Origin of the sequence: Thermomonospora catenispora (assembly GCF_006363815.1) — a bacterium.
GTDB lineage: Bacteria > Actinomycetota > Actinomycetes > Streptosporangiales > Streptosporangiaceae > Thermomonospora > Thermomonospora catenispora.
In genome coordinates this window covers 1-25345 of the sequence record NZ_RRYT01000044.1, presented here as the reverse complement: position 1 = coordinate 25345, position 25345 = coordinate 1, and the positions used below count along the sequence as shown (strand labels likewise).

The 25345-nt window shown below is 73.3% G+C and carries 22 protein-coding genes; 19 read left to right on the top strand and 3 right to left on the bottom strand.

The genetic code is table 11. The features are described from left to right. Positions 1 to 162 precede the first annotated feature (162 nt). The 15 genes from EIO00_RS22250 (at position 163) to EIO00_RS22180 (ending at position 17803) form a co-directional block, all read left to right on the top strand. The gene (locus EIO00_RS22250) at positions 163 to 1875 is read left to right on the top strand and encodes a peptidoglycan D,D-transpeptidase FtsI family protein (protein ID WP_140182072.1); all 1713 of its coding nucleotides are present in this window, start codon (positions 163 to 165) and stop codon (positions 1873 to 1875) included. An 87-nt stretch (positions 1876 to 1962) separates the two neighbouring features. Beyond that, a complete protein-coding gene (locus EIO00_RS22245) occupies positions 1963 to 3507 on the top strand; it encodes a UDP-N-acetylmuramoyl-L-alanyl-D-glutamate--2,6-diaminopimelate ligase (protein ID WP_140182066.1) in 1545 nt (514 codons plus the stop codon). Continuing rightward, positions 3504 to 4934 (top strand): UDP-N-acetylmuramoyl-tripeptide--D-alanyl-D-alanine ligase, encoded by a 1431-nt coding sequence (locus tag EIO00_RS22240; RefSeq protein WP_140182064.1) that lies wholly within the window; start codon positions 3504 to 3506, stop codon positions 4932 to 4934. The genes EIO00_RS22245 and EIO00_RS22240 overlap by 4 nt, the downstream gene beginning before the upstream one ends. Further along, positions 4928 to 6007, top strand: a complete 1080-nt coding sequence (mraY, locus tag EIO00_RS22235) for a phospho-N-acetylmuramoyl-pentapeptide-transferase (protein WP_140182062.1) — start codon at positions 4928 to 4930, stop codon at positions 6005 to 6007. Before EIO00_RS22240 ends, mraY begins: the two co-directional genes overlap by 7 nt. Continuing rightward, the gene (gene murD, locus EIO00_RS22230; protein ID WP_140182060.1) at positions 6004 to 7407 is read left to right on the top strand and encodes a UDP-N-acetylmuramoyl-L-alanine--D-glutamate ligase; all 1404 of its coding nucleotides are present in this window, start codon (positions 6004 to 6006) and stop codon (positions 7405 to 7407) included. Before mraY ends, murD begins: the two co-directional genes overlap by 4 nt. Positions 7408 to 7413: 6 nt before the next feature. Next, positions 7414 to 8664 (top strand): putative lipid II flippase FtsW, encoded by a 1251-nt coding sequence (gene ftsW / locus EIO00_RS22225; protein WP_140182058.1) that lies wholly within the window; start codon positions 7414 to 7416, stop codon positions 8662 to 8664. A gap of 40 nt (positions 8665 to 8704) precedes the next feature. Continuing rightward, entirely contained in the window at positions 8705 to 9796 is a 1092-nt protein-coding gene (gene murG, locus EIO00_RS22220; protein ID WP_140182056.1) for an undecaprenyldiphospho-muramoylpentapeptide beta-N-acetylglucosaminyltransferase, read from the top strand. Next, entirely contained in the window at positions 9793 to 11190 is a 1398-nt protein-coding gene (gene murC, locus EIO00_RS22215; protein ID WP_140182054.1) for a UDP-N-acetylmuramate--L-alanine ligase, read from the top strand. Before murG ends, murC begins: the two co-directional genes overlap by 4 nt. A gap of 67 nt (positions 11191 to 11257) precedes the next feature. Next, positions 11258 to 11998, top strand: coding sequence for a cell division protein FtsQ/DivIB (locus EIO00_RS22210; RefSeq protein WP_241661525.1), 741 nt, complete (start codon positions 11258 to 11260; stop codon positions 11996 to 11998). Between the two features lie 475 nt (positions 11999 to 12473). Beyond that, entirely contained in the window at positions 12474 to 13943 is a 1470-nt protein-coding gene (ftsZ, locus tag EIO00_RS22205) for a cell division protein FtsZ (protein WP_140182050.1), read from the top strand. Between the two features lie 10 nt (positions 13944 to 13953). Further along, a complete protein-coding gene (locus tag EIO00_RS22200) occupies positions 13954 to 14670 on the top strand; it encodes a YggS family pyridoxal phosphate-dependent enzyme (protein WP_140182048.1) in 717 nt (238 codons plus the stop codon). 99 nt (positions 14671 to 14769) lie between these two features. Continuing rightward, positions 14770 to 15312, top strand: a complete 543-nt coding sequence (locus EIO00_RS22195) for a cell division protein SepF (RefSeq protein WP_140182046.1) — start codon at positions 14770 to 14772, stop codon at positions 15310 to 15312. 39 nt (positions 15313 to 15351) lie between these two features. Beyond that, positions 15352 to 15639, top strand: coding sequence for a YggT family protein (locus EIO00_RS22190; RefSeq protein ID WP_140182070.1), 288 nt, complete (start codon positions 15352 to 15354; stop codon positions 15637 to 15639). A gap of 74 nt (positions 15640 to 15713) precedes the next feature. Next, a complete protein-coding gene (locus EIO00_RS22185; protein ID WP_140182044.1) occupies positions 15714 to 16619 on the top strand; it encodes a DivIVA domain-containing protein in 906 nt (301 codons plus the stop codon). Positions 16620 to 16741: 122 nt separating this feature from the next. Further along, positions 16742 to 17803, top strand: coding sequence for a hypothetical protein (locus EIO00_RS22180; RefSeq protein ID WP_140182042.1), 1062 nt, complete (start codon positions 16742 to 16744; stop codon positions 17801 to 17803). Between the two features lie 273 nt (positions 17804 to 18076). Here EIO00_RS22180 and EIO00_RS22175 read toward each other — a convergent pair whose 3' ends face one another. After that, positions 18077 to 18640, bottom strand: a complete 564-nt coding sequence (locus tag EIO00_RS22175; protein ID WP_241661524.1) for a DUF1707 SHOCT-like domain-containing protein — start codon at positions 18638 to 18640, stop codon at positions 18077 to 18079. 132 nt (positions 18641 to 18772) lie between these two features. Beyond that, positions 18773 to 22012 carry an isoleucine--tRNA ligase gene (gene ileS, locus EIO00_RS22170; RefSeq protein ID WP_140182038.1) on the bottom strand — a complete coding sequence of 1080 codons (3240 nt, stop codon included), beginning with the start codon at positions 22010 to 22012 and terminating at the stop codon, positions 18773 to 18775. Positions 22013 to 22343: 331 nt separating this feature from the next. On the opposite strand from ileS, the gene EIO00_RS22165 reads away from it, so the two are divergent. The 4 genes from EIO00_RS22165 to EIO00_RS22150 all read left to right on the top strand — a co-directional run bounded on the left by EIO00_RS22165 (position 22344) and on the right by EIO00_RS22150 (position 24750). After that, positions 22344 to 22616 carry a DUF167 domain-containing protein gene (locus EIO00_RS22165; RefSeq protein ID WP_241661523.1) on the top strand — a complete coding sequence of 91 codons (273 nt, stop codon included), beginning with the start codon at positions 22344 to 22346 and terminating at the stop codon, positions 22614 to 22616. A gap of 202 nt (positions 22617 to 22818) precedes the next feature. Then, the gene (locus tag EIO00_RS22160) at positions 22819 to 23199 is read left to right on the top strand and encodes a TraR/DksA family transcriptional regulator (protein WP_241661528.1); all 381 of its coding nucleotides are present in this window, start codon (positions 22819 to 22821) and stop codon (positions 23197 to 23199) included. Beyond that, positions 23172 to 23810, top strand: coding sequence for a signal peptidase II (lspA, locus tag EIO00_RS22155; RefSeq protein ID WP_140182034.1), 639 nt, complete (start codon positions 23172 to 23174; stop codon positions 23808 to 23810). Before EIO00_RS22160 ends, lspA begins: the two co-directional genes overlap by 28 nt. A gap of 10 nt (positions 23811 to 23820) precedes the next feature. Beyond that, complete coding sequence (locus EIO00_RS22150; RefSeq protein ID WP_140182032.1) at positions 23821 to 24750, top strand: RluA family pseudouridine synthase; 930 nt, start codon at positions 23821 to 23823, stop codon at positions 24748 to 24750. A gap of 78 nt (positions 24751 to 24828) precedes the next feature. Here EIO00_RS22150 and EIO00_RS22145 read toward each other — a convergent pair. After that, positions 24829 to 25345, bottom strand: a 517-nt coding sequence (locus EIO00_RS22145) for a YsnF/AvaK domain-containing protein (protein WP_140182030.1), incomplete at its 5' end; no start/stop codon positions are given.

Sequence of the window (25345 nt, the reverse complement as noted above, 5' to 3'; positions counted from 1 at the left end):
GTCGGCCGCGGCGGGGAGCCCGTTCGACGGCCGGCCCCGGCGGGCCGGTCCGCTCGGCCCCGCGGGACCGTCCGCGCCTCCTCCGGCGGGCGGTCCGCGCGGAGGGGCGGCGGCAGGCCGCCCCGCGGGCCGTCCCGCCCGTCGTTCCGGCGCGGCGACCCGATCAAGCGGCTCAACTCCGGGCTGCTGGTCATCGCGTTCGTGCTGTCGCTGTTCGCCGGACGGCTGGTGCAGCTGCAGACCATCGAGGCCGACGTCTACGCCGCCCGCGCCGTCAAGCAGCGGCTGCACGAGCTGGAGCTGCCCGCGGTGCGCGGCGACATCACCGACGCCGACGGCCATCCGCTGGCCAAGACCGTCGAGGCGCGCGCCGTCTACGCCGATCCGGCGCTCATCGAGCCCGCCGATCGGCAGCGGGTGGCCTCGGCGCTGGCGCCGCTGCTGTCGATGGACCCCGCCGAGGTGCTGAAGAAGATCAGCACCTCGGGCAGCCGCTTCGTCTACCTGGCCCGGGGCATCAGCCCCGACCAGGGCCGGATGGTGGAGGCCCTGGACCTGCCGGGGGTGGACACGCTGCCGGAGTACCGCCGGATCTATCCCAACGGCGACCTGGCGGCGAGCGTGATCGGGTTCGTCAACCGGGAGGGCAAGGGCGGCGCCGGCCTGGAGTCGGCCTACGACCGGCAGCTGGCCGGGGTGGACGGCTGGCAGCGGGTGGAGACCAGCGTCAGCGGCCAGGTCATCCCGATGGGGGAGGACAGCAGGCGTGATCCGGTGCCCGGCCGGGGCCTGCGGCTGACCCTGCTGCGCGACGTGCAGGCCAAGGCGCAGCAGGCGATCGAGGAGCAGGTGCGGGCCACCGGGGCGCGCAACGGCAGCGTGATCGTGCTGGATCCGCGCACCGGCCACATCCTGGCGCTGGCCACGGCCCCCGGCTACGACCCCAACGACTACGGCCGGGCCGACGACTGGAGCAACCCGGCCGTTCAGGAGGCCTACGAGCCGGGCAGCACCAACAAGGTCATCACCGCCGCGGCGGCGCTGGAGAAGGGCGGCGTCACCCCCGACACCGTGTTCCGGGTGCCGTACTCCATCCAGCGGCACAAGCGCACGTTCCGCGACGCGCACCCGCATCCCACCCGGCGGATGACCTTCTCCGGGATCCTGGCCACCTCCAGCAACGTCGGCACCATCCTGGCCAGCGAGACCATCTCCGCCCAGACCCTGTACGAGTACCTGCGCGCCTTCGGGTTCGGCGAGCCGACCCGGGTGGGGCTGCCGGGGGAGACCCCGGGGGTGCTCACTCCGCCGAGCCGGTGGTCGGGCACCGACCGCTACCCCATCTCCTTCGGCCAGACCGTGTCGGTGAACGCGCTGCAGATGGCCAGCGTGTACGCCACCATCGCCAACGGCGGCGTCCGGGTCAGCCCGCAGCTGATCGCCGGCACCGTGGAGCCGGACGGCCGGTTCGTCGCCGCCCCCGCCCCCGCCCAGCGACGGGTGATCAGCCGGTCCACCGCCGCGCAGATCACCCGCATGCTGGAGGGCGCCACGACCGAGGAGGGCACCGCCCCCAAGGCGCGCGTCCCCGGCTACCGGGTGGCGGGCAAGACCGGCACCGCGGAGATCGTCAACCCGGACTGCGGCTGCTACGAGGGCGGCGGTTACACCGCCTCGTTCGCCGGGTTCGCCCCGGCGGACGATCCGCAACTGGTGGTACAGGTGGTGCTGCAGAAGCCGACCAAGGGAAGCCATTATGGTGGCGACGTGGCCGCGCCGGTCTTTCGGGATGTGATGGCCTTCGCCCTGAAGACCCGCAAGATCCCGCCCACCGGCGGACGGCCGCCGAAGATCGACATCTACGTCCGCGACTGACCATGCTCGCTACGGTGGGCGGGTACGCTTCCCCGCCGTGACGCGAGCAGTCATGTCACGGCTCCCGACCGCCGCGAAAGAACCGTGATGCGCCCGACCACCAATCCCGCCCGTCCGCTGTCCGGGCTGGCCGAGCTGCTGTCCCTCCCCGCGGACGCCCCCGGCCTGGCCCGCACGCAGGTGACGGGCATCACCCACGACTCCCGGCAGGTGCTGCCCGGCGACCTGTACGCCGCGCTGCCCGGCTCCCGCGTGCACGGCGCCGACTTCGCCGCCCAGGCCGCCGCCGCCGGCGCCGCGGCGATCCTCACCGACCCGGCCGGCCGGGCCGCCGCCGAACGGACCGGGCTGCCGGTGCTGGTCGTCGAGGATCCCCGCGCCCGGCTCGGCCGGGCCGCCTCCTGGGTGTACGGCGACCCCGCCCGCGACCTGACGCTGATCGGGGTGACCGGCACCAGCGGCAAGACCACCACGGTCTACCTCCTGGAGGCCGGGCTGCGGGCCGCCGGGGTGGAGACCGCGGTGATCGGCACCGTGGAGACGCGGATCGGCGACACCCGGCTGCCCAGCACGCTCACCACCCCCGAGGCCACCGATCTGCACGGCGCCTTCGCGCTGATGCGCGAGCGCGGGGTCGGCGCCGCGGCGATGGAGGTCTCCAGCCACGCCCTGGCCCAGGGCCGGGTCGGCGGCGCCTGCTACGACGTGGCGATCTTCACCAACCTCTCGCAGGACCACCTGGACTTCCATCCCACGATGGAGGACTACTTCGCCGCCAAGGCCAGGCTGTTCACCCCCGCCTACAGCCGGGTCGGCGTGATCAACGTCGACGACCGCTACGGCCGCGAGCTGACGCGGATCGCCCAGGTGCCGCTGACCACCTTCTCGGCGGCCGGGGACCGGTCGGCCGACTGGCGGGTCGAGGACGTCCGGCTGGGCGCCGACGGCAGCGCGTTCCGGGTGGTCGGGCCGGGCGGCGTGGAGGCCGACGCGGCGATCCGGCTGCCCGGGCCGTTCAACGTCGCCAACGCGCTGGCGGCGATCGTGGCGCTGGTGGAGGCCGGCATCGGACTGCCGACGGCGGTCCGCGGCGTCGGCGCCCTGGCCGGCGTGCCCGGTCGGCTGGAGCCGGTCGACGAGGGCCAGGACTTCACCGCTCTGGTGGACTACTCCCACAAGCCCGGCGCGGTGGAGGCGGTGCTGACCTCGCTGCGGAAGGTCGCCTCCGGGCGGCTGATCGTGGTGCTCGGCTGCGGCGGCGACCGGGACCGCGGCAAGCGCCCGCTGATGGGGGAGGCCGCCGCCCGGCTGGCCGACCTGGCGGTCTTCACCGATGACAATCCCCGATCGGAGGACCCGCTGGCGATCCTCGCCGCTATGGTCGAGGGCGTGCTCAAGGTGCCGCAGAACGAACGCGCGCACCTGGTGGTCGAGCCGGACCGGGCCGCGGCGATCTCGCTGGCGTTGAGCCGGGCGGAGCGCGGCGACGTGGTCGTCGTCGCCGGCAAGGGACATGAGCAGGGACAGCACGTGGCCGGCCGGGTACTGCCGTTCGACGACCGCGAGGTGGTGCGCGCCGAGCTGCGCCGGCTGCTGGCCGGCGGGAACGGAAAGGACGTGGGCCGGCGGTGATCCCACTCGCGCTGTCGGAGATCGCACGGATCACGCAGGGCGCGGCGGCGCCGGGCGGGGACGGCGCGGTGGTCACCGGCCCGGTCGTCATCGACTCCCGGGAGGTCGTCCCCGGGGCGCTGTTCGTGGCGCTGCGCGGGGAGCGCGCCGACGGCCACGACTTCGCCGCCGCGGCGGTGGAGGCCGGGGCCGCCGGAGTGCTGGCCCAGCGCGCCCTCGACCCCCCGGTGCTGCCGGCCGTGGTGGTGGACGACACGGTGGCGGCGCTGGGCCGGCTGGCCCGCGCCGTGCTGGCCCGGCTGCCCCGGACCGTGGTCGTGGGGGTCACCGGCTCGGCCGGCAAGACCTCCACCAAGGACCTGATCGCCCAGGTCTTGCGGCGGCACGGTCCCACGGTGGCGGCCAAGGGGTCGTTCAACAACGAGATCGGCCATCCGCTGACCGTGCTGCGCGCCGACGCCGACACCCGCCATCTGGTGCTGGAGATGGGCGCGCGGGGCGTCGGGCACGTCGCCTACCTGTGCCGGATCGCGCCGCCGCGCATCGGGGTGGTGCTGAACGTCGGCAGCGCCCACATCGGGGAGTTCGGCGACCGGGAGGCCATCGCCCGGGCCAAGGGCGAGCTGGTGGAGGCGCTGCCGGAGAACGGCGCGGCGGTGCTCAACGCCGACGACCCCCTGGTGCGCGCGATGGCCGCGCGCACCGCGGCCGAGGTGATCACCTTCGGCCGCGGCGGCGACGCCGACGTGCGGGCCGTGGACGAGACCCTGGACGGGCAGGGCCGCCCCCGCTTCACCCTGGTGACGCCGCAGGGCTCGGTGCCGGTCGGATTGGCCCTGCACGGCGCTCACGCGGTCGGCAACGCGCTGGCGGCCGCGGCGGTGGCGCTCCGGGTCGGGATGAGGCCGCAGGACGTCGCCGAGGCGCTCTCACAGGCGCGGCCGGTCAGCCGGTGGCGGATGGAGGTCGAACGCACCCGCGAGGGTGTGGTAGTGGTCAACGACGCCTACAACGCCAATCCCGAGTCGATGCGGGCGGCGGTGGACACGGTGGCGCACATGGCGCGCGCCACCGGGGGCCGGGCGTTCGCCGCGTTGGGGGAAATGGCGGAACTGGGCGGGCGTTCTGTGGCGGAACACGAGAAGATCGGGCAGCATGTCGCGCGCAGCGGATTCGCCGGTCTGATCGCGGTGGGCGCTGCGGCGGCCCCGATGATCGACGGGGCCGGTCAGGTGGGGTCATGGACGGGAGAGTGCGTACAGGTGGATGACGTCGGCGCGGCGGTGACCGCGCTCCGCGAGCGGCTGCGGCCGCAGGACGTCGTGCTGGTGAAGGGCTCTCGCGTGGCCGGGATGGAGCGGGTCGCCGCCGGGTTGCTGGCGCCCGCCTCCGGCGACGACGCCGACGGGAGGGCCGCCTCGTGCTGAACATCATGGTGGCGGCCGGGGTGGCGCTGTTCATCGGCATGGTGGGCACCCCGTTGTGGATCCGCCTGGTGCGTCGGCTCGGCTACGGCCAGATGATCCGCGAGGAGGGGCCGCAGGCGCATCACGGCAAGCGCGGCACCCCCACCATGGGCGGCACGGTCTTCATCGTCGGCTCGCTGGTCGGGTACGCGGTCGCGCACATGGTGACGCAGACCACCCCCACCGTGTCCGGCGTGCTGGTGCTGATGCTGATGACCGGGCTCGGGCTGGTCGGCTTCGTCGACGACTACATCAAGGTGTTCAAGCAGCGCAGCCTGGGCCTGCGCAGCGGCGCCAAGATGATCGGGATCGTGCTGGTCGGCGTGGTCTTCGCGATCGCCTCGCTGAACTTCCCCAACGGCTACGACGTCACTCCGGCCACCGACCACCTGTCGTTCCTGCGCGACTTCGGCCCCTCCATCGGGCCGTACCTGTTCGTGCTGTGGGCGCTGTTTCTGATCGCCGCGGTCTCCAACGGCGTGAACCTGACCGACGGGCTGGACGGCCTGGCCGCCGGGCCCGCCGCGATGGTGCTGGCCGCCTACGTGATCATCGGCAACTGGCAGCTGCGCAACAGCTGCTTCGGCGCCGGGCTGGCGCCCAACTGCTACAGCGTCCGCGACCCGCTGGACCTGGCGGTGGTGGCCGCGGCGGTGCTGGGCGGCGTGTTCGGGTTCCTGTGGTGGAACGCCCCGCCGGCGAAGGTCTTCATGGGCGACACCGGGTCGCTGGCGCTCGGCGGCGTGCTGGTCGGCCTGGCCATCCTCACCCGCACCCAGTTCCTGCTGGCGATCCTGTGCGGCCTGATCGTGATGATCACCCTGTCGGTGATGATCCAGGTCGGGGTGTTCCAGGTGACCCAGAAGTTCACCGGAACCGGCAAACGGGTGTTCAAGATGGCCCCGCTGCAGCATCACTTCGAGCTGTCCGGATGGGCCGAGACCACCATCGTCGTGCGATTCTGGCTGATGTCCGCGCTGTTCGTGGCGCTGGGGATCGGTCTGTTCTACCTGGAATGGATGCCTAAGGGGTGAACGCGGACAACTGGCGGGGACGGCCGGTCTGTGTGGCCGGGCTGGGGATCTCCGGTCGGGCGGCGGCCCGGGCGCTGGCCGCCCGGGGCGCCCGGGTCACCGTGGTGGACGCCCGCGACGACGCCGACGCCCGCGCGCAGGCCGAGGAGCTGCGCGCGCACGGCGTCCGGGTGCGGCTGGGCGACGGCGACGCGCTGCCCCCGGGCACCGACCTGGTCGTGGTCTCGCCCGGCTGGCGGCCCGACGCCCCGCTGCCGAAGGCAGCCGCCGCGGCCGGAGTGGAGATCTACGGCGAGGTCGAGCTGGCCTGGCGGCTGCGGCCCGCCGAGGGCGCGGCCCCGTGGCTGGCGCTGACCGGGACCAACGGCAAGACCACCGTGGTGCGGATGCTGGCGTCCATCCTGAAGGCCGCCGGGCACCGCGCCCTGGCGGTCGGCAACGTCGGCGCCCCGATCGTGGAGGCGGCGGCCGACCCCTCCTACGACGTGCTGGCGGTGGAGCTGTCCAGCTTCCAGCTGCACTGGTCCTCCACCCTCGACCCGGCGGCCGCCGCCGTGCTCAACGTCGCGCCCGACCACATCGACTGGCACGGCTCCCTGGAGGCGTACGCCGCCGACAAGGGGCGGATCTTCGGCCCCGGAACGCTCGCCGTGGCCAACGCCGCCGACCCGATCGCGCTGAAGCTGGCCGAGGGCGCCGCGCGGCGCGCCGAGTTCACCTTGGCGATCCCCGCGCCCGGCCAGCTCGGCGTGGTGGAGGACCTGCTGGTGGACCGGGCGTTCACCGCCGACCCGGTCCGGCGGGCCGAGGAGCTGGCCTCCCTGTCGGACGTGCGGCCGTTCGCGCCGCACAACGTGGCCAACGCGCTCGCCGCCGCCGCGTTGGCCCGCGCCCACGGCGTCCCGCCGGAGGCGGTCCGGGAGGGGCTGCGCGCGTTCACGCCCGAGCCGCACCGCATCGCGCACGTGGCCACCGTGGACGGGGTGGACTACGTGGACGACTCCAAGGCCACCAACCCGCACGCGGCGGCGGCGTCGCTGGCCGCCTACGAGAAGGTGGTGTGGATCGCCGGCGGGCTGCTCAAGGGCGCCGAGGTCGACGACCTGGTCCGCTCGTGCGCCGGACGGCTGCGCGGGGCGGTGCTGCTGGGCGCCGACCGCGGCAAGATCGCCGAAGCGCTGGCGCGACACGCCCCGGATGTCCCCGTGGCGGACGTCGCGGAGACCGACACTGGGGCGATGGACATCGTGGTGACCCACGCCTCCCGGCTCGCCCGGCCCGGGGACACCGTGCTGCTCGCCCCGGCCGGCGCCTCGTTCGACATGTTCTCCGGGTACGGCGCGCGCGGCGACGCGTTCGCCGCGGCGGTGCACCGGCTGGCCGAACGGGCGGCCGGGTAGGCGCCGATGACCTCCCCCTCCACCCGGGACGGCGGCCGGCCGGGCGTGCGGGCGCAGTTCGTCGCCCTGGTGGGGCTGCTGGACCGCCCCCTGGCCTCCTACTACCTGGTGCTCGGCTGCTCGATGCTGCTGCTGGCGCTGGGGCTGACGATGGTGCTGGCGTCCTCCAACGTCAAGCAGCTGCAGGAGACCGGGTCGGCCTACACCCTGCTGCAGCGGCAGGCGGTGTGGATGGCGCTCGGGCTGCCGCTGATGTGGCTGGCGGCCAGGCTGCCGCCGCGGACGTTCCGGGCGCTGGCCTACCCGTTGCTGCTGCTGTCGATCATCGGGTTGGTGATCGTGCTGATCCCGGGACTGGGCCTGACCGTGGGCGGCGCCACCCGCTGGATCGATCTGGGCCCGGTCCAGATCCAGCCGTCCGAGCCGGCCAAGCTGAGCCTGGTGCTGTGGGGCGCGGACCTGATGGCCCGCCGGGAGCGGCAGGGCCAGCTCACCGACTGGCGGACGCTGCTGATCCCGCTGCTGCCCGTCTCCGGGGTGGTGGTGATGCTGGTGATGCTCGGCCACGACCTGGGCACCACCCTGGTGCTGCTGTCCATCTTCCTGACCCTGCTGTGGGTGGTGGGCGCCCCCGGTCGGCTGTTCGTCGGGATGACCGGGCTGATCGGGCTGCTGGTGGCCATCCTGATCGTGGTCGAGCCCTATCGGATGCAGCGGCTGATCGGCTTCCTGGACTCCTCCGGCGACCCGCTGGGGGTGCGCTACCAGGGCGTTCAGGGGAAGCTGGCGATCGCCTCCGGGGGCTGGTTCGGCACCGGGCTGGGCGAGGGCCGGGCGCAGTGGGGGTTCCTGCCGCACGCCGAGACCGACTTCATCTTTGCGATCATCGGAGAACAGCTGGGCCTGGTCGGTACGCTCGTCGTATTGGGCCTGTTCGGCCTGCTGGCCTACGCCGGCCTGCGGATCGCCCGGCGCGTGAAGGACCCGTTCATGCGGCTGGCCGCGGCGGCGGTCACCGGATGGCTGTCGGTCCAGGCGCTGGTCAACATCGGGGCGGTGATCGGCGTGCTGCCCATCACGGGCATCCCGCTGCCGCTGGTGTCGTACGGGGGATCGGCGCTGATCCCCACCCTGGCCGCACTGGGCATGCTGCTGGCGTTCGCGCAACGCGAGCCGGGCGCGCGGCAGGCGCTGGCCGCACGCGGCCCCGGACCGGTCCGAAGGGCTCTAAGCTGGCTTGGTCTGGCACGGCGATGAAGTCCGTTTTCACCACCACGCTGAGGAGGCGTACTCGAGCATGAGGGTTGTCCTGGCCGGCGGCGGGACCGCTGGACACATCGAGCCGGCGCTCGCCCTCGCCGACGCGCTGCGCCGCGAGGATCCGAGTGTCCAGATCACCTGCCTGGGCACCGAACGAGGCCTGGAGACCCGGCTGGTCCCGCAGCGGGGCTATGAGCTGGCCCTGATCCCCCCCGTCCCGCTGCCGCGCACGCTGACCCCCCGGCTGCTGACCGTCCCCGGGCGGCTGCGCGGGGCGATCAACGCGGCCGCCGCCGTGCTGGACCGGGTGCAGGCCGACGTGCTGGTCGGGTTCGGCGGCTATGTCGCCACCCCCGGCTATCTGGCCGCCCGCAAGCGTCGCATCCCGATCATCGTGCACGAGGCCAACCCCCGGCCCGGCCTGGCCAACCGGCTCGGCGCGCGGTTCACCGAGCACGTCGCCGTCTCGCACGAGAACACCCCGCTGCCGCACGCCAAGTTCGTCGGCATCCCGCTGCGCCGGGAGATCGCCACCTTGGACCGGCTGGCGATGGGGGACAAGGCCCGCTCCTACTTCGGGCTGATGCCGGACCTGCCGACGCTGCTGATCTTCGGCGGCTCGCAGGGGGCCCGCTCGCTCAACCGGGCCGCGGTGGCCTGCGCCCCGGACTTCCGCGCCGCCGGCATCCAGGTGCTGCACATCGTCGGCCCCAAGAACACCGAGGAGCCCGAGCCGGCCCGCGGCGGCCCGCAGTACGTCACCCTGCCCTATTGCGACCGGATGGACCTGGCCTACGCCGCCGCCGACATGGCCATCTGCCGGGCGGGCGCGATGACCTGCGCCGAGCTGACCGCGGTGGGCCTGCCGGCGGCGTACGTGCCGCTGCCGCACGGCAACGGCGAGCAGCGGCTGAACGCCGAGCCGATCGTGGCCGCCGGCGGCGGGCTGCTGGTCGACGACGCCGAGCTGAGCCCGGAGTGGATCCGCACCACCCTGCTGCCGGTGCTGGCCGATCCGGCGCGGGTGGCGCAGATGTCGGAGGCCGCCGCGCGGATGGGCCACCGGGACGCCGACGTGGTGCTGGCCGGGCTGGTCCGCGAGGTCGTGCAGGGAGCACAGGCCCGATGAGCGGCGCCCGGCCCGGCGCCCCCGACGAGGCGATGCGGCACGTCCACTTCATCGCGATCGGCGGGGCGGGCATGTCCGGGATCGCCCGGATCATGCTGCGCCGCGGGATCACCGTGTCCGGCAGCGACGCCCAGGACTCGCCCATGCTGAAGCGGCTGGCGGAGCTGGGCGCGCGGGTGCACGTCGGGCACTCCGCCGACCACCTCGGCGACGCCGACACGGTGGTGGTGTCCACCGCCATCCGCGAGAGCAACCCCGAGCTGCGGGCGGCGCGCGAGCGCGGCCTGCGGGTGCTGCACCGCTCCGAGGCGCTGGCGGCGCTGATGGCCGGGCGGCGGGCGGTGGCGGTCGCCGGCACCCACGGCAAGACCACCACCACCTCGATGCTCACCGTCGTGCTGCAGCACGCCGGGGCCGACCCCGCCTACTGCATCGGCGGGCAGCTGATCACCACCGGTCTCGGCGCCGACGACGGCACCGGCGACGTGTTCGTGGCCGAGGCCGACGAGAGCGACGGGTCGTTCCTGCGGTACACCCCCCACATCGCGGTGGTCACCAACGTGGAGGCCGACCACCTGGACAACTACGGGGCGTTCGAGCGGGTCAAGGAGAACTTCCAGCGGTTCGTGCGGCGGGTGGTGCCGGACGGGGCGCTGGTCGCCTCCGCCGACGATCCCGTGGCCCGCGAATTGGCCGAGGCCGCCCGCGGGCGCGGGCTGACCGTGGTCACCTACGGGGAGGCCGCCGACGCCGACCTGCGCATCACCGACTTCACCCCGCGCGGCCTGGGCTCCCGGTTTTGCATCGCCGGGCTCGGCGAGGTGACCTTGGCGGTGCCGGGGCGGCACTACGCCCACAACGCCACCGCCGTGGTCGCCGTCGCGCGGCTGCTGGGCCACGACTTCGCGGTGGCGCGGGAAGGGCTGGCCTCGTTCGCCGGGTCGATGCGCCGGCTGGAGCGCAAGGGCGAGGCCGGCGGGGTGCAGGTGCTCGACAGCTACGCCCACCATCCGACCGAGCTGACCGCCGATCTGGAGGCCGTCCGCGAGTATCTGGAGCAGCTGCCGGGGACGGGGCGCATCATCGCGGTGTTCCAGCCGCACCTGTACAGCCGGACCCGGTTCTTCGCCGCCGAGTTCGGCCGGGCGCTGGGCCTGGCCGACGTGGCGGTGGTGCTGGACGTGTACGGTGCCCGGGAGGACCCCGAGCCCGGGGTGAGCGGCCGGCTGATCGCCGACGCCGTGCCGGACGGCACCCGGGTGGAGTACGTCCCCGACACCGCCGACGTGCCGGAGGCGGTGGCCGGGCTGGCCCGTCCCGGCGACCTGGTGCTCACCCTCGGCGCCGGCGACGTGACCAAGCTGGGGCCGGTGATCCTGGAACGGCTCGGCTGATCACGGCGTGGATCTCCGACGACACGGTCGGTTCGGGTCATCATCGAGGTCTATGACACGGACTCGGGTGAGGCGAGGACGCGCCGCGGCCCGCGCGTCGGGAGGACGACGGCCGCGGCCCGGGTGGCGGCCCGTCGGGGCGGCCCTGCTGGCGCTGGCCCTGTCGGCCGCCGTCGCCTGGGTGCTGCTGGGCTCTCCGCTGCTGGCGGTGCGGCGGGTCGAGGTGGCCGGGGCGACGCTGGTGCAGCGCGACCGGCTGGTGGCCGCGGCCGGCGTCAGGACGGGCCTGCCGCTGGCCCGGCTGGACACCGACGAGGTGCGCGCCCGGGTGCAGCGGCTCCGCGAGGTGGAGTCGGCGACGGTGCGCCGGGTGTGGCCGGGCACGGTGCGGATCGAGGTGCGCGAGCGGGTGCCGTTGGTGGCGGTCGAGCGGGCCGGGCGCTTTTGGCAGCTCGACCGGTTCGGGGTCGCCGTCACCGAGTCCGCGCGGCGTCCCGCCGCGCTGCCCCTGCTGAACGTCGCGGTCCCGCAGCCCGGGGATCCGGCCACCGAGGCGGCGCTGCGGGTGGTGCAGGAGCTGCCCGAGCGACTGGCCCGCCGGCTGACCGCGGTGGACGCCCCCAGCCCCGAGTCGGTGACGTTGCGGTTCTCCGCCGTCGGCGACTCCGGCCCGCTCACCGTGGTGTGGGGGCCGCCCGGCCGGGCCGCGGAGAAGAGCCGCCTGGTGGAGGCGCTGCGCCGGACCTCGGCGGGACGGTCGGCGCGCACCATCGACGTCAGCTCGCCCGAGGTGGTGACCACCCGATGAGCGCACCGGGCCCCGATACGCAAAGGATCACACCCCGGATCGGGGACGCCGCGCGAGTCGGCGGGAAGGGACGGCGGGACATGGGGCACTCTTGGAGGATCGCTTGGAGGATCACGGGCGCTCCGTGCGGGCGCGCGGCACCGTGGAGGGGAGGGGACCGGTGAGCGACCGGAAGCGCATCCGGACGAGCCGTACCGCCCGGGGCAATCCGGCCGGGCCCGGCCCAGTGCGACACGCCGGAGCCGTCGGGGGGCGGTTAGTTGACCCTGGCGGTGACCCGCCCCTACTGTCCGTATCAGCCTTCAGGTTGACATAAGTCTAACCCTCAACTTGAGGGTGAGGGTTGACGGACGGCCTCGGGCACTCCAGCCACACTTCAACAAGACCAGGTCAGTACCATTGCGCGGGTCGGCGCGCGGCTTCCGCCGCGGGCGTGCCGACCGGCCGGACTCAACGAGCGGAAAGGCCCCTCGTCGTGGCAGCACCGCAGAATTACCTCGCGGTCATCAAGGTCGTCGGGATCGGCGGTGGCGGTGTCAACGCCGTCAACCGGATGATCGAAGAGGGTCTCAAGGGCGTCGAGTTCATCGCGATCAACACCGACGCCCAGGCGCTGCTGATGAGCGATGCCGATGTCAAGCTCGACGTCGGCCGCGAGCTCACCCGCGGGCTGGGCGCCGGTGCCAACCCCGACGTCGGCCGCAAGGCGGCCGAGGACCACCGAGAGGAGATCGAGGAGGTCCTCAAGGGCGCCGACATGGTCTTCGTGACCGCCGGCGAGGGCGGCGGCACCGGGACCGGCGGCGCCCCCGTGGTGGCCAACATCGCCCGATCCCTGGGCGCGTTGACCATCGGGGTGGTCACCCGGCCGTTCAGCTTCGAGGGCAAGCGCCGGGCGATGCAGGCCGAGGCCGGCATCGAGACCCTGCGCGACGAGGTCGACACCCTGATCGTCATCCCCAACGACCGGCTGCTGTCGATCTCCGACCGCCAGGTCAGCGTGCTGGACGCCTTCAAGGCCGCCGACCAGGTGCTGCTGTCGGGTGTGCAGGGCATCACCGACCTGATCACCACCCCGGGCCTGATCAACCTGGACTTCGCCGACGTGAAGTCGGTGATGAGCGGGGCGGGCTCGGCGCTGATGGGGATCGGCTCGGCGCGCGGCGACGACCGCAGCGTGGCCGCCGCCGAGATGGCCATCTCCAGCCCGCTGCTGGAGGCCAGCATCGACGGCGCGCACGGGGTGCTGCTGTCCATCTCCGGCGGTTCGGACCTGGGCCTGTTCGAGATCAACGAGGCCGCCCAGCTGGTGTCCAACGCCGCCGCCCCGGACGCCAACATCATCTTCGGCGCGGTCATCGACGACGCCCTCGGCGACGAGGTCCGGGTGACCGTGATCGCCGCGGGGTTCGACGAGGGGCGCCCTACTAAGCCGGCGCCGGAGCCGGAGACGGCCCGCAGGATTCCGGCGTCGGCGACCCGTCCCGCCGCTCCGCCGCAGAATCCGATCCCGACCAGGATCGGGCGCTCGGACTCCGGCTCGTCCGCCCAGCAGTCGGTGGCCCAGGCCGCCGCGGCCCCCGCCCAGGCGCAGCCCGCGTCCGCCCCCGCTCGGCAGGAGCGGTCCGACTCCAACGACGAGGACTCCGCCTCCGGGGAACGCTCCGGGGACTCCGCCCCGGCCAAGAACGCCCCCTCCTCCGTCCCGGGCGCCTCGGGCGGCGCCTCCTCGTCCGTCCGCCCCGTCAAGTCCGAGCGCGAGTCCGGCTCCGCCGAGCGCGAGTCGGGCGCCGTGACGCCGCCCCGCCCCCGTCCCTCCGCCGAGCAGACCCCGCCGCGGATGTCCGCAGGGGACGGCGACGGCGGCGCCTCGGCCGGCCCGCGCCGCCGCCCGGTCGTCTTCGACGACGATGACGACCTCGACGTCCCCGACTTCCTGAAGTAGGAACCTGCCGATGGGTCCTGCTGGCGCTGTGCGCACCCGCCGCGACGAGCTGGCGGCCAACCTGCGGCGGGTGCGGGAACGGATCGCCGCCGCCTGCGCCGCGGCCGACCGGGATCCGGCGGAGATCACGCTGGTCGCGGTCACCAAGACGTTCCCCGCCTCCGACGTCCGGCTGCTGGCCGAGCTGGGCGTCACCGACGTCGGCGAGAACCGCGACCAGGAGGCCGCCGGTAAGGCCGCGGAATGCGGCGACCTGCCGCTGACCTGGCATTTCGTCGGGCAGTTGCAGACCAACAAGGCGCGTTCGGTGGCCCGGTACGCCGATGTGGTCCACTCGGTGGACCGGGCCAGGCTGGTGACGGCGTTGTCGTCGGCGGCGACGCGGGCCGGCCGGTCGCTGCGCTGCCTGGTGCAGGTCTCGTTGGACGACCGCCCGGGCCGGGGCGGCGCCGCGCCGGACGAGGCGCCGGCGCTGGCCGATGCGATCGCCGCGTCCGAGGGGCTGGAGCTCGCCGGGGTCATGGCGGTCGCTCCGCTGGGCGCCGATCCCGCTCCGGCGTTCGCCCGCCTGGCCGACGTGGCCGAACGGCTGCGCGCCGCGCACCCCTCCGCGACGGTGATCTCGGCCGGCATGAGCGGGGATCTGGAGCAGGCCATCGCATGTGGCGCGACACACGTGCGAATCGGTACGGCGTTGCTCGGCGGACGAGGCGCAATCGTCAGGTAATGTCCCCACAGTGGCACCTGCCGGGGAGGTGCCATCGATGGTCACTGCCGAGCAGCGGCGTCCGCCAGGCGCGGCACCAACAGGACGACGGAGGGGCGTATGGCCAGCGCGATGCGCAAGATGGCGGTCTACCTCGGCCTGGTTGAGGACGACCGCTACGACGACAAGTACGACGACTACGACGAGTACGACGTCTACGACGACGACGACGAGGCGGTCGAGCCGAGCGGACGGCGTCGTTCCGAGGATTCCGGCGGCCAGCTTACCCGAGCCGACGAGGGCGCGGAGCGCGATCGCGATCATTACGCGTCGTCTGCGGAGGGACGACGCTCCGTGTCCGGTTATGAGTCGGGTTCGTCAGATCTCGCGCGCATCACTACCCTGCACCCGAGGACCTACAACGAAGCTCGGATCATCGGGGAGCACTTCCGGGAGGGCACTCCGGTGATCATGAATCTGACCGAGATGTCGGACAGCGACGCCAAGCGACTGGTCGACTTCGCGGCGGGACTGATCTTCGGCCTGCACGGGAGCATCGACCGGGTCACCAACAAGGTGTTCCTGCTGACACCGGCCAACGTCGAGGTGACGGCAGAGGACAAGGCCCGGATGGCAGAACGAGGATTCTTCAACCAGAGCTGACGCCCAAACCAGAGCTGACGCCCATATGTGAGAGTGTCCGTGAACATCATCGCGTCCGTGTTGACCACGGTGCTGTGGATCTTCCTCCTGTTCCTGATCGGGAGGATGGTCTTCGGCTGGGTGCAGGTATTCTCCCGGTCCTGGCAACCCCGAGGGTGGGTGCTGGTGGTGGCCGAGGTCACCTATACCGTCACCGATCCGCCGCTGAAACTGCTGAGGCGCTTCATACCGCCGATACAGCTGGGTAGCGTGGCGCTGGACCTGAGCTTCACGGTCCTCTTCTTCGTGGTCTACATGATGATCATCGTCATCGGGGGCTGGTCGTGATGATCACCTTCGCGATGGGGCTCTGATCGGATACCGTCCTTTGGGACAGACTCCAAGCGCGCCAAGGAGACGACATGCCGCTCACTCCCGCCGATGTGCGGAACAAGCAGTTCAGTACGACCCGGCTCAGGCCGGGCTATGACGAGGAAGAGGTCGACGCCTTCCTCGACGAGGTCGAGGCCGAGCTCGACCGACTGATCCAGGAGAACGAGGAGCTGCGCGCCAAGCTGGCCGAGTGCCTGCGCGGCAAGGTGCCGGCGATGGCCGCCCCGATCGTGGAGCCCAAGCCCGACCTGGCCCAGGCGCCCGAGCCGCCGCGCCCCGAGCCCAAGCCCGAGCCCGAGCCCGCGCCCCTCGGCACGCTCGGCGGCTCCGCCCCCGGCGGCGAGGACAACATGGACACCGCCGCCCGGGTGCTGGCGCTGGCGCAGCAGACCGCCGACCAGGCGATCGCCGACGCCCGCCGCGAGGCCGACGAGACGCTGGGCCGCGCCCGCCGCGAGGCCGAGGAGATCGTCGGCAAGGCCCGCCGTCAGGCCGACCAGATCATCAGCGAGGCCCGTTCCCGCGCCGAGGCGCTGGACCGCGACGCCCAGGAGCGGCACCGCCAGGTGATGGGCTCGCTGGTGCAGCAGCGCGAGGAGCTCGAGCGCGAGGTGGACAACCTGCGCGCGTTCGAGCGCGAGTACCGCAGCCGGCTCAAGGTCTATCTCGAGGGCCAGTTGCGGGAACTGGAGGTCGGCGCCGCCGAGGGCGGCCCGTTCGGGCCGGGACAGCCGGCTCCCTCCGCGGGAGGCCCGCAGACCGGGCCGCAACAGACCGTCCAGCACCCTGAGAACCGCAACGGACAGCCGCAGCCCGCACCCGCCACCACCGGCCCCACGCCGTTCGCGCCTCCGTCCGAACCGGCACAGCACGCCCAGCACTCCACCACCGGAGCCTTCCACACGACTGACAACCCGCCGCACGACAGGCGTTGAATCCCGCCGTCGGAGCGGTAATGTCATGGCCGCCGCACGCGTACGGCAGCGAGGCCGTTCGCGCGGTGCCGTAGTGATGTCGGTGCCGGGTTCCTTAGGCGACCTGTAGAGAGAAGGACCCTGTGATCATCCTGAGCGGTGTCCTCGTGGTGGTGGCCATCGGTCTGCTCGTCGCGGTCCTGGTGGCCGAGGGGAACGACGCCGATGACCTGCTCGGCGTGGACCTGGAGATGGTGCTCTACATCTCCATCGCGGTGAGCGTCGTATCGGCGCTGTGCCTGGCCGTCGGGGTCTTTCTGCGTCGTGAGGAGTTGCTGGGGGTCGGCGCGTCCCCCGCCCGCAGAGGCCGCAAGGGCTCGGCGCGCAAGGGGCGCAAGAGCCGCAAGGGCAGGACCGAGCGCGCCACGGTCCCCGCCGCCTCCGCATCGGCGGGGAAGGACGGCGCATCCGCCACGGCGGTGGGGCGGCCCGCCCGGGTGCCGGATGAGGCGCTGGTGCACGTGATCCCCGGCCGCAAGCGTTACCACCTGAGCACGTGCCGACAGGTCGCCGGCCGCGACACCGAGGAGCTCACCTACGTCGAGGCCCGAGAGGAGGGGTTCTCGCCCTGCACCGCCTGCATGCCCGACACCGCCCTGGCGGCGCGGGCCGCGACGTCGGCCTCCTCCGACGGAAAGCAGGGCAAGCGGACCGAGAAGGCCGGCACGGCCGGCAAGGCGGCCGACGAGGCCTCCGCCTCCGCCGCCGACAAGACCGACGCCAAGGCCGAGAAGGCGGCCGACCGGTCGGCCGGCAAGACCGCCTCCGAGCGCTCGGCCTCCTCCGCGGCGGACTCCGGCGGCACCACCGTCGTCCTCGACAAGCCCGCGGCTCCGCCCGCCCCGGCACCGTCCGGGACGATCCCGTCCGCGTGGTCTCCCCCCTCCGACGACGCGGACGCCGAGTCCTCCGCCGCGATCCCCGAGCAGCCCCGTGCGCAGGAGCCGTCCGAGACCGGGTCCTCCGCCGCCGACCCCGAGGTCAGCATCCTCAGCGGCACCAAGCGCTACCACAGCAATGACTGCGCCCTGATCGAGGACATCGGGAACGACGCCGAGGAACTCGAGCGGCTCCCCCTCTCCGAGGCGCGGTCCCGAGGCTGCACCCCCTGCCTGGTCTGCCAGCCCGACAAGGCCCGCGCCTGACGTCCGCACGGCTCGACCGCCTCGTGCGGGCGGGAGCGGGACCGCGCGCGGCCGGCGGGCCTCGCCAGGACTCGTCTCCGCGGTCATGGCGCGCCTTCTCGCCGGACGCGCCCCGGGGCGGGGCGCCTCCGGTGTTCCGCAGCGCTGAGGGCGTCATGTCGAGCCGGGCGCGACCGGCCGCCCGGCGCCGTCGACGCGCCGCTCCCGGGCTCTGATCCTCCCTCACGGACGCCCCGGGGAGAGGCCCATGGCATGGGCCCGCCCCGGGAGGGGTCATTTCCGTTCGATCTGCACGCCGCCGAAGAGCGCCACGCCGGTGAGCCGGATGACGGGGGCGTCGGGGGAGAGGACGTCCTCGTCGGGGAGGGAGACGCCGCCGAAGACGGCGGAGAGGGAGTTCTCGACACGGACGCCGGGCGGGACCGTGATCGAGACCCCGCCGAACAGGCAGGTGACGTTCACGGTCACATCGCGCTGGCTCAGCACGGCGGTGCGGAAGTCCAGGTCGACGCCGCCGAAGGCGGCCAGGACGGTGGTGGTGGGCTCGACCAGCCATCGTCCCCGGCGGTCGGCCCCGCCGAAGACGGCGACGATGCTCGCCGACTCCCGGCGAGGGGCGGGCAGGTCGCCGCCCTCGACGCGGTCGGCCCGGGGGCGGGGGGCGGGGCCGTCGGGATCGGGCAGATCGGCGACCAAGGGCTCCAGCTCGGCGTAGGTCTTGGCGCGGTAGAGGGCGTCGATGCGCTCGGCGTGCTCCTCGGGGGTGATGCGCCCCTCGGCCAGGGCCTCGCGGAGGCGGTCGGCGATGCGGTCGCGATCGGCGTCCGACGCCCGCAACGCCGCGACCCGCCCCCCGGATGCACCGGAGGGCGGGGCCGCGGAAGGCGTGCCGGGCGTCGCGGGAGGCTCAGAGACGTTCACGACGCCTATCATCGCAAACGCGATACATCGCGACAATCCCCGTCGGGGTCATCCCGCCTTGCGGAGGGCGAACACCAGCCCCAGGTCCTCGTCCCGATGGACCGGCAGCGACTCCTCCGGCCCGCCCTCGGCGACGCGGACGGCGAGCACCTCGGCGGCGATCTGCTCCTGGTGCGCGCGCAGCGCCTCGGCCAGCTCGGCGGCGGTGGCGCCGTCGGCCCGCCACCACAGCTCGATCCGGTCGGTGACCTCCAGCCCCGTGGACTTGCGGGCCTCCTGGATCAACCGGATCGCCTCACGGACCAGGCCGGCCCGGCGCAGCTGAGGGGTGATCTCCAGATCCAGCGCGACGGACTCCCCGGCGGCGCTCTCCACCGCCCAGCCGCTGCGGGGCCGCTCGGTGACGATCACGTCGTCGGGACCGAGCGTCACCTCCCCGACCTCCGGCACCTGCAGGGTCACCGAGCCGTCTGCGCGCAGCGCGGCGACCAGCCCGGCCGCGTCCGCCCCGGTGATCGCCTTGGCGACCTTGGGGGCGTTCTTGGTGTGGCGGCGGCCCAGCGCCCGGAAGTTCGGCTTGACCTCGTACTCGACCAGGTCCTCGCCGATCGTCGACAGGTCCTCGACGCGCTCGACGTTCAGCTCCTCGGCGATCTGCGCCCGCAGCTCGGCCGGCAGCGACGCCCAGCCCGCGGCCCCCACCAGCGCCCGGCCGAGCGGCTGGCGGGTGCGCACGCCGCTGGAGGCGCGGGCCGCACGGCCCAGCTCGACCAGTCGCCGCACCAGCGCCATCTGCTCGCTCAGCTTCTCGTCCAGCAGCTCGGTGCGGACCGTCGGCCACTCGGCCAGGTGCACCGACTCCGGTGCGCCCTCGGGCCGGATGACGTCCCACACATAGTCGGTGACGAACGGGACGATCGGCGCCATCAGCCGGGTCAGGGTCTCCAGGCACTCGTACAGCGTGGCGAACGCCGCCGCGCCGTCCGGGGTGTCCGGGCCCTCCCAGAACCGCCGCCGCGACCGCCGCACGTACCAGTTGGACAGGTCGTCGATGAACTCGGCGAGCCGCCGGCCCGCCCGGGCGGTGTCGAACGCCTCCAGCGCCGCGTCCACCTCGCGGACCGTGCGGTGCAGCTCGGCCAGCGCCCAGCGGTCCAGCAGCGGCCGGTCGGCCGGCGCGGGCGCCTCGCCCATCCGCTCCGGCGTCCAGGCCCCCGTGCCGTTGGAGGCCGCCGCGTTGCTGTAGAGCACCAGGAACGAGGCGGTGTTCCAGTACGTCAGCAGGACCTTGCGGACGATCTCCTCCAACGCCGCGTGCCCCACGCGGCGGGCCGCCCACGGCAGGCCGCTGGCCGCCATGAACCAGCGCAGGGCGTCGGCGCCGTGCCGGTCCATCAGCGGGATCGGCTCCAGCACGTTGCCCAGGTGCTTGCTCATCTTGCGGCCGTCCTCGGCCAGGATCAGCCCCAGGCACAGCACGTTCTCGTACGAGGACCGGCCGAACACCAGCGTCCCCACCGCCATCAGCGAGTAGAACCAGCCTCGGGTCTGGTCCTGCGCCTCGCAGATGTACTGGGCGGGGTAGTACTTGTCGAAGATCTCCTTGTTGCGGTGCGGGGCCCCCCACTGGGCGAACGGCATCGCCCCCGAGTCGTACCAGGCGTCGATCACGTCCGGGACCCGCCGCGCCTCCTTGCCGCACTGCGGGCAGGGGAAGGTCACCTCGTCCACGTACGGCCGGTGCGGGTCCAGGTCCGCCAGGTCGCGCCCGGCCAGCTCGCCCAGCTCGGCGAGCGAGCCCACCGCGGTGACGTGGTCGTCCTCGCACAGCCACAGCGGCAGCGGGGTCCCCCAGTACCGGCTGCGCGACAGCGACCAGTCGACGTTGTTGCGCAGCCACTCCCCGTACCGGCCCTCCTTGATGGTCTCGGGGAACCAGTTGGTGCGGGCGTTCTCCGCCAGCAGCCGGTCCTTGATCTGCGTGGTCTTGATGTACCAGGCGGGCAGCGCGTAGTAGAGCAGCGGGGTGTGGCACCGCCAGCAGTGTGGATAGCTGTGCTCGTAGTCCTCGTCGCGGAACAGCAGCCCGCGCTCGGCCAGGTCCCTGCGCAGCGTCTTGTCGGCGTCCTTGAAGAACGCCCCGCCGACCAGCGGCACCTCCGCCCCGAACCGCCCGTCCGGGCCGATCGGGTTGACCACGGGCATCCCGGCGGCCCGGCAGGCGGCGAAGTCGTCGGCGCCGAACGCCGGAGCCAGGTGCACCAGCCCGGTGCCGTCCTCGGTGGTGACGAACTCGGCCGCGATCACCCGGTGCGCGTCGGGGACGTCCACCAGCTCGAACGGCCGCCGGTAGGTCCAGCCGACCAGCTCGGCGCCGTCGAACCGCTGGAGGACCTCCCAGCCCTCGCCCAGCACCTTCTCCAGCAGCGGCTCGGCCACCACCACCGACTCGGCGCCGTTGGTGGCCACCGCGTAGGTCACCTCCGGATGCGCGGCGACGGCGGTGTTGGACACCAGCGTCCACGGCGTGGTCGTCCACACCAGCAGGGCGGCGCGCCCGGCCAGCGGCCCGGAGGTCAGCGGGAAGCGCACCGTCACCGACGGGTCCACCACCGTCTCATAGCCGCCCGGCTGGCCCAGCTCGTGGTCCGACAGCGGGGTCTCGCAGCGCGGGCAGTACGGGCTGATCCGATGGTCGCGGACCAGCAGCCCCTTGTCGTGGATGACCTTCAGCGACCACCAGACGGCCTCGATGTACTCGGGGTCCATGGTGCGGTAGGCCTGGGACATGTCGACCCAGTAGCCCATCCGCTCGGTCATCGCCTCGAAGGCGTCCACNGTCATCGCCTCGAAGGCGTCCACGTGGCGCAGCACCGACTCGCGGCAGCGCTCGTTGAACTCCGCGATCCCGTACCGCTCGATGTCCTGCTTGCCGGTCAGGCCCAGCTCCTTCTCCACCGCGACCTCGACCGGCAGGCCGTGGCAGTCCCACCCGGCCTTGCGGGGCACGTGGAAGCCCTTCATGGTCTTGAACCGGGGGAAGACGTCCTTGAAGACCCTGGCCTCGACGTGATGGACGCCGGGCATGCCGTTGGCGGTCGGCGGGCCCTCGTAGAACATCCAGGTCGGGCCTTGGGCGGTCTGCTCCAGCGACCGCTCGAAGACCTTGTTCTCCTGCCAGCGGCGCAGTATCTCCCGCTCCAGGGCGGGCAGATCGACCTGCGCGGGCAGCGCCCTGAACTGACGGCTCACTGCGGGAACCTCCGGTGCGACACGAAAACCCGTCATGTAGGACCGGAGGGACGAGGCGCGCCGATCGCGCGGCCCCGCGGTACCACCCTCCCTTGACCGCGCCCGGGGGCGCGGCCCACTTCATTTGGCCTCTCGGCTGCCGGGTCTACTGCACCCCTCGGGGATGGTTCTTCCGGCGGCTCCGGGGTGATCAGACCGCCGGGCACGCCTCCGGGCTCGCACCGTCCCCGGATCGCTCATGGCTGCGTTCGGCGGCAGGTGTCCCCATCACTGCCTTGCCTGTGAGACTTGCCGTACAGCAGACGATACTGCACCGACGGCGCGGAACTCCCCTCGATTCCCGCGCCGGGGCGCCTGGGAGGTGACGGTGGCGATACGGGTGGCGATCCGGGTGAGGCCGGGGGCGGCGCGCCCCGGGGTCGGCGGCGTCCACGGGGACGCGCTGGTGGTCAAGGTCGCGGCGCGCGCGGTGGAGGGCAAGGCCACCGAGGCGGCGCTGCGCGCGGTCGCCGACGCCCTCGGCGTGCGGCGCCGCGACGTGACCCTGGTCAGCGGCGCGACCAGCCGCACCAAGGTGATCGAGGTGGCCGGGGACGAGACGGAGATCAGAGCAAAGATCGAAGGGTTGCGGGGTTCATGACGACCGACCGATGGGCATATGCGGCCTGTTGCCCGTCGCTCGGGCAGTGTCGCGTAGAAGGAGATCCGAGGTGCCCGCAGTGCCCGCAGAGCAGACCAGCGCCGCAACGTCCGCGACCGAGAAGGGGCGAGCGTCCTCCGCCGTCTCCAAGCGCCGCGGCACGGCCGCCCGCGGCCGCCGGCCCGCCGCGTCGGCCGCCGAGCTGCCGGTGCGCGGCGACGAGGAGCGCTGGACGGAGGCGGAGCTGGCCGAGGTGCGCACCCGGCTGGAGGCGGAGATGACCGCGCTCGAGGCCGAGATCGCCGCCGCCGAGACGGCGATCGCCCAAGGCGACGTCAGCGAGGGCGCCGGTGACGACCAGGCCGACACCGGGGCCAAGACCTACGCCCGTGAGCACGAGATGGCGCTCACCCACAACTTCCGTGACCTGCTGATCCAGAACGAGCGGGCGATCGAGCGGATGGACGCCGGGACGTACGGGATCTGCGAGTCGTGCGGCAAGCCGATCGGCAAGGCGCGACTGCAGGCCTTTCCTCGTGCGACCCTATGCGTACCATGCAAAACTCGCGAGGAGCGTCGCTGAACGACGCCCACAACCGGCCCGACGCGGCTGAGGGGACCGGCAGGCCCCCTCAGCCGCGCCGTATCGGCGTGCTGATCGCGGTGGCGCTCACCGCGCTGGTCCTGGACGCCGTCACCAAAGTGATCGTGGTGGCGCGCCTGGAGGGGCGCGCCCCCATCGAGCTGCTCGGCGGCCTGCTCACCCTGCGGGTCACCCGCAACAGCGGGGCCGCCTTCTCCATCGGCACCGGGATGACGATCGTGTTCACCGTGATCGCCATCGGGGTGGTGATCGCGATCCTGCGCACCGCCCGCAACCTGCGCAGCCTGTCCTGGGCGATCAGCCTGGGGCTGCTGCTGGGCGGCGCCGTGGGTAACCTTGCCGACCGGTTGCTGCGCGCCCCCTCCCCGTTGAGGGGGCACGTGGTGGATTGGATCGAGCTGCCGTACTGGCCGGTGTTCAACCTGGCCGACTCGGCGATCGTGTGCGGCGGCGTCCTGGCGGTCCTGCTGACCGCCCGCGGGCTGCAGCTGGACGGCACCCGGGTCGGCGGCGGGGAGGACGCCGGGCCGCGGGCCGAGACCCCCGGCGACGGCGGCACGGATCGACGCGGTGACGAAGACGAGGAGTGAACGGGCAGCGATGGCGGACGTACGCAGCCTTCCGGTCCCGGAGGGGCTCGAGGGTGAACGGGTGGACGCGGCGCTGGCTCGGCTGTTCGGGCTGTCGCGCAGCCGCGCCGCCGACATCATCGCCGCCGGGGACGTGCTGCTGGACGGGAAGACGGTCGCCAAGTCCGACCGGGTGCACGGCGGCGGCTGGCTGGAGGTGACGCTTCCCCCGCCGCCCGCTCCGCCGCGCCCGGTGGCCGAGCCGGTGCCCGGCATGACGATCCTCTACGAGGACGAGGACATCGTGGTGATCTCCAAGCCGGTCGGCGTGGCCGCGCACCCCACCGTCGGCTGGACCGGCCCCACCGTGCTGGGCGGGCTGCTGAGCGCCGGGCACACGGTGGCCACCAGCGGCGCCGCCGAACGGCAGGGCATCGTGCACCGGCTGGACGCCAACACCACCGGCGCGATGGTGGTCGCCAAGAGCGAGATCGCCTACTCGCGGCTGAAGCGGGCGTTCAAGGAGCGCCGGGTCGAGAAGCGCTACCACGCCCTGGTGCAGGGGCATCCGGACCCGTTCCGCGGCACCATCGACGCCCCCATCGACCGGCACCCCTCCGGGGACGGCCGGTTCGCGGTGGTCGCCGGGGGCCGGCCCTCGATCACCCATTACGACACGATGGAGGCGTTCCGGGCCGCCAGCCTGCTGGAGATCGACCTGGAGACCGGACGCACCCACCAGATCCGGGTGCACATGGCGGCGATCCGCCACCCGTGCGTCGGCGATCTGATGTACGGGGCCGACCCGACCCTGGCGGAGCGGCTGGGCGTGCGGCGGCAGTGGCTGCACGCGGTCAAGCTGGGGTTCGAGCACCCCACCACCGGGGAGCGGGTGGAGTTCGAGGCCCCCTACCCCGAGGACCTGGTGCGCTCCCTGGAGCGGGTGGCCGCCGAGTCCTGACCGGGGACGTCCCGACCGGGGACGGAGACGAGGACGTCCCGGCGGCGGGCGGGCCGCCGGGACGTCGGTCGGGCCGGGTCACCGGTCGCCGGAGCCGCCCGGGCGGCCGCGGCGTCGAGCGCGCTCGTCGTCCTCTTCGACCTCGATGCGCTCCTTGCGGACCTGGCCGCCGACGGTCTGCTGCTCGGTGATCGTCTCCTTGGTGGCGCGCACCCGTTCGACCGGGGTGGTCTCCTTGGACACCACCGGGCGTTCCTCGTGCAGGATCACCTCGTGCTCGGACTCGGTGAGGTCCTGCCCGCTCATCGCCTCGTCGCGGTTCTCCTCGGTGATCGGTTCGCGCTCGATCCTCACCTCCTCGTGGCTGACCGGGACGGTCACCTGTTCCTCCTCGGTGACCACGTATTTGCGCAGCCGTACTCGGCCGCTCTCGCGGGTCTCCTTGCCGACCCGCAGGTGCTCCTCCGAACGGGTCATCGCGTCGCCCTCGACGTCCGGCCGGCGCGCCCGCTGCTCGCGGGTCCGGTCGCCGGTCGCGGCGGGCCCGCCCGCTCCGGCGGCGCCCGCGGCCGCTCCCGGCGCGCCCGAGACGGTC

Coding starts and splice junctions, on each gene's coding strand:
- EIO00_RS22150 (WP_140182032.1), top strand. CDS start 23,821: ATGGCGGACGTACGCAGCCTTCCGGTCCCGGAGGGGCTCGAGGGTGAA.
- ftsW (WP_140182058.1), top strand. CDS start 7,414: ATGACCTCCCCCTCCACCCGGGACGGCGGCCGGCCGGGCGTGCGGGCG.
- EIO00_RS22195 (WP_140182046.1), top strand. CDS start 14,770: ATGGCCAGCGCGATGCGCAAGATGGCGGTCTACCTCGGCCTGGTTGAG.
- EIO00_RS22245 (WP_140182066.1), top strand. CDS start 1,963: ATGCGCCCGACCACCAATCCCGCCCGTCCGCTGTCCGGGCTGGCCGAG.
- EIO00_RS22200 (WP_140182048.1), top strand. CDS start 13,954: ATGGGTCCTGCTGGCGCTGTGCGCACCCGCCGCGACGAGCTGGCGGCC.
- EIO00_RS22185 (WP_140182044.1), top strand. CDS start 15,714: ATGCCGCTCACTCCCGCCGATGTGCGGAACAAGCAGTTCAGTACGACC.
- lspA (WP_140182034.1), top strand. CDS start 23,172: ATGCAAAACTCGCGAGGAGCGTCGCTGAACGACGCCCACAACCGGCCC.
- murC (WP_140182054.1), top strand. CDS start 9,793: ATGAGCGGCGCCCGGCCCGGCGCCCCCGACGAGGCGATGCGGCACGTC.
- murG (WP_140182056.1), top strand. CDS start 8,705: ATGAGGGTTGTCCTGGCCGGCGGCGGGACCGCTGGACACATCGAGCCG.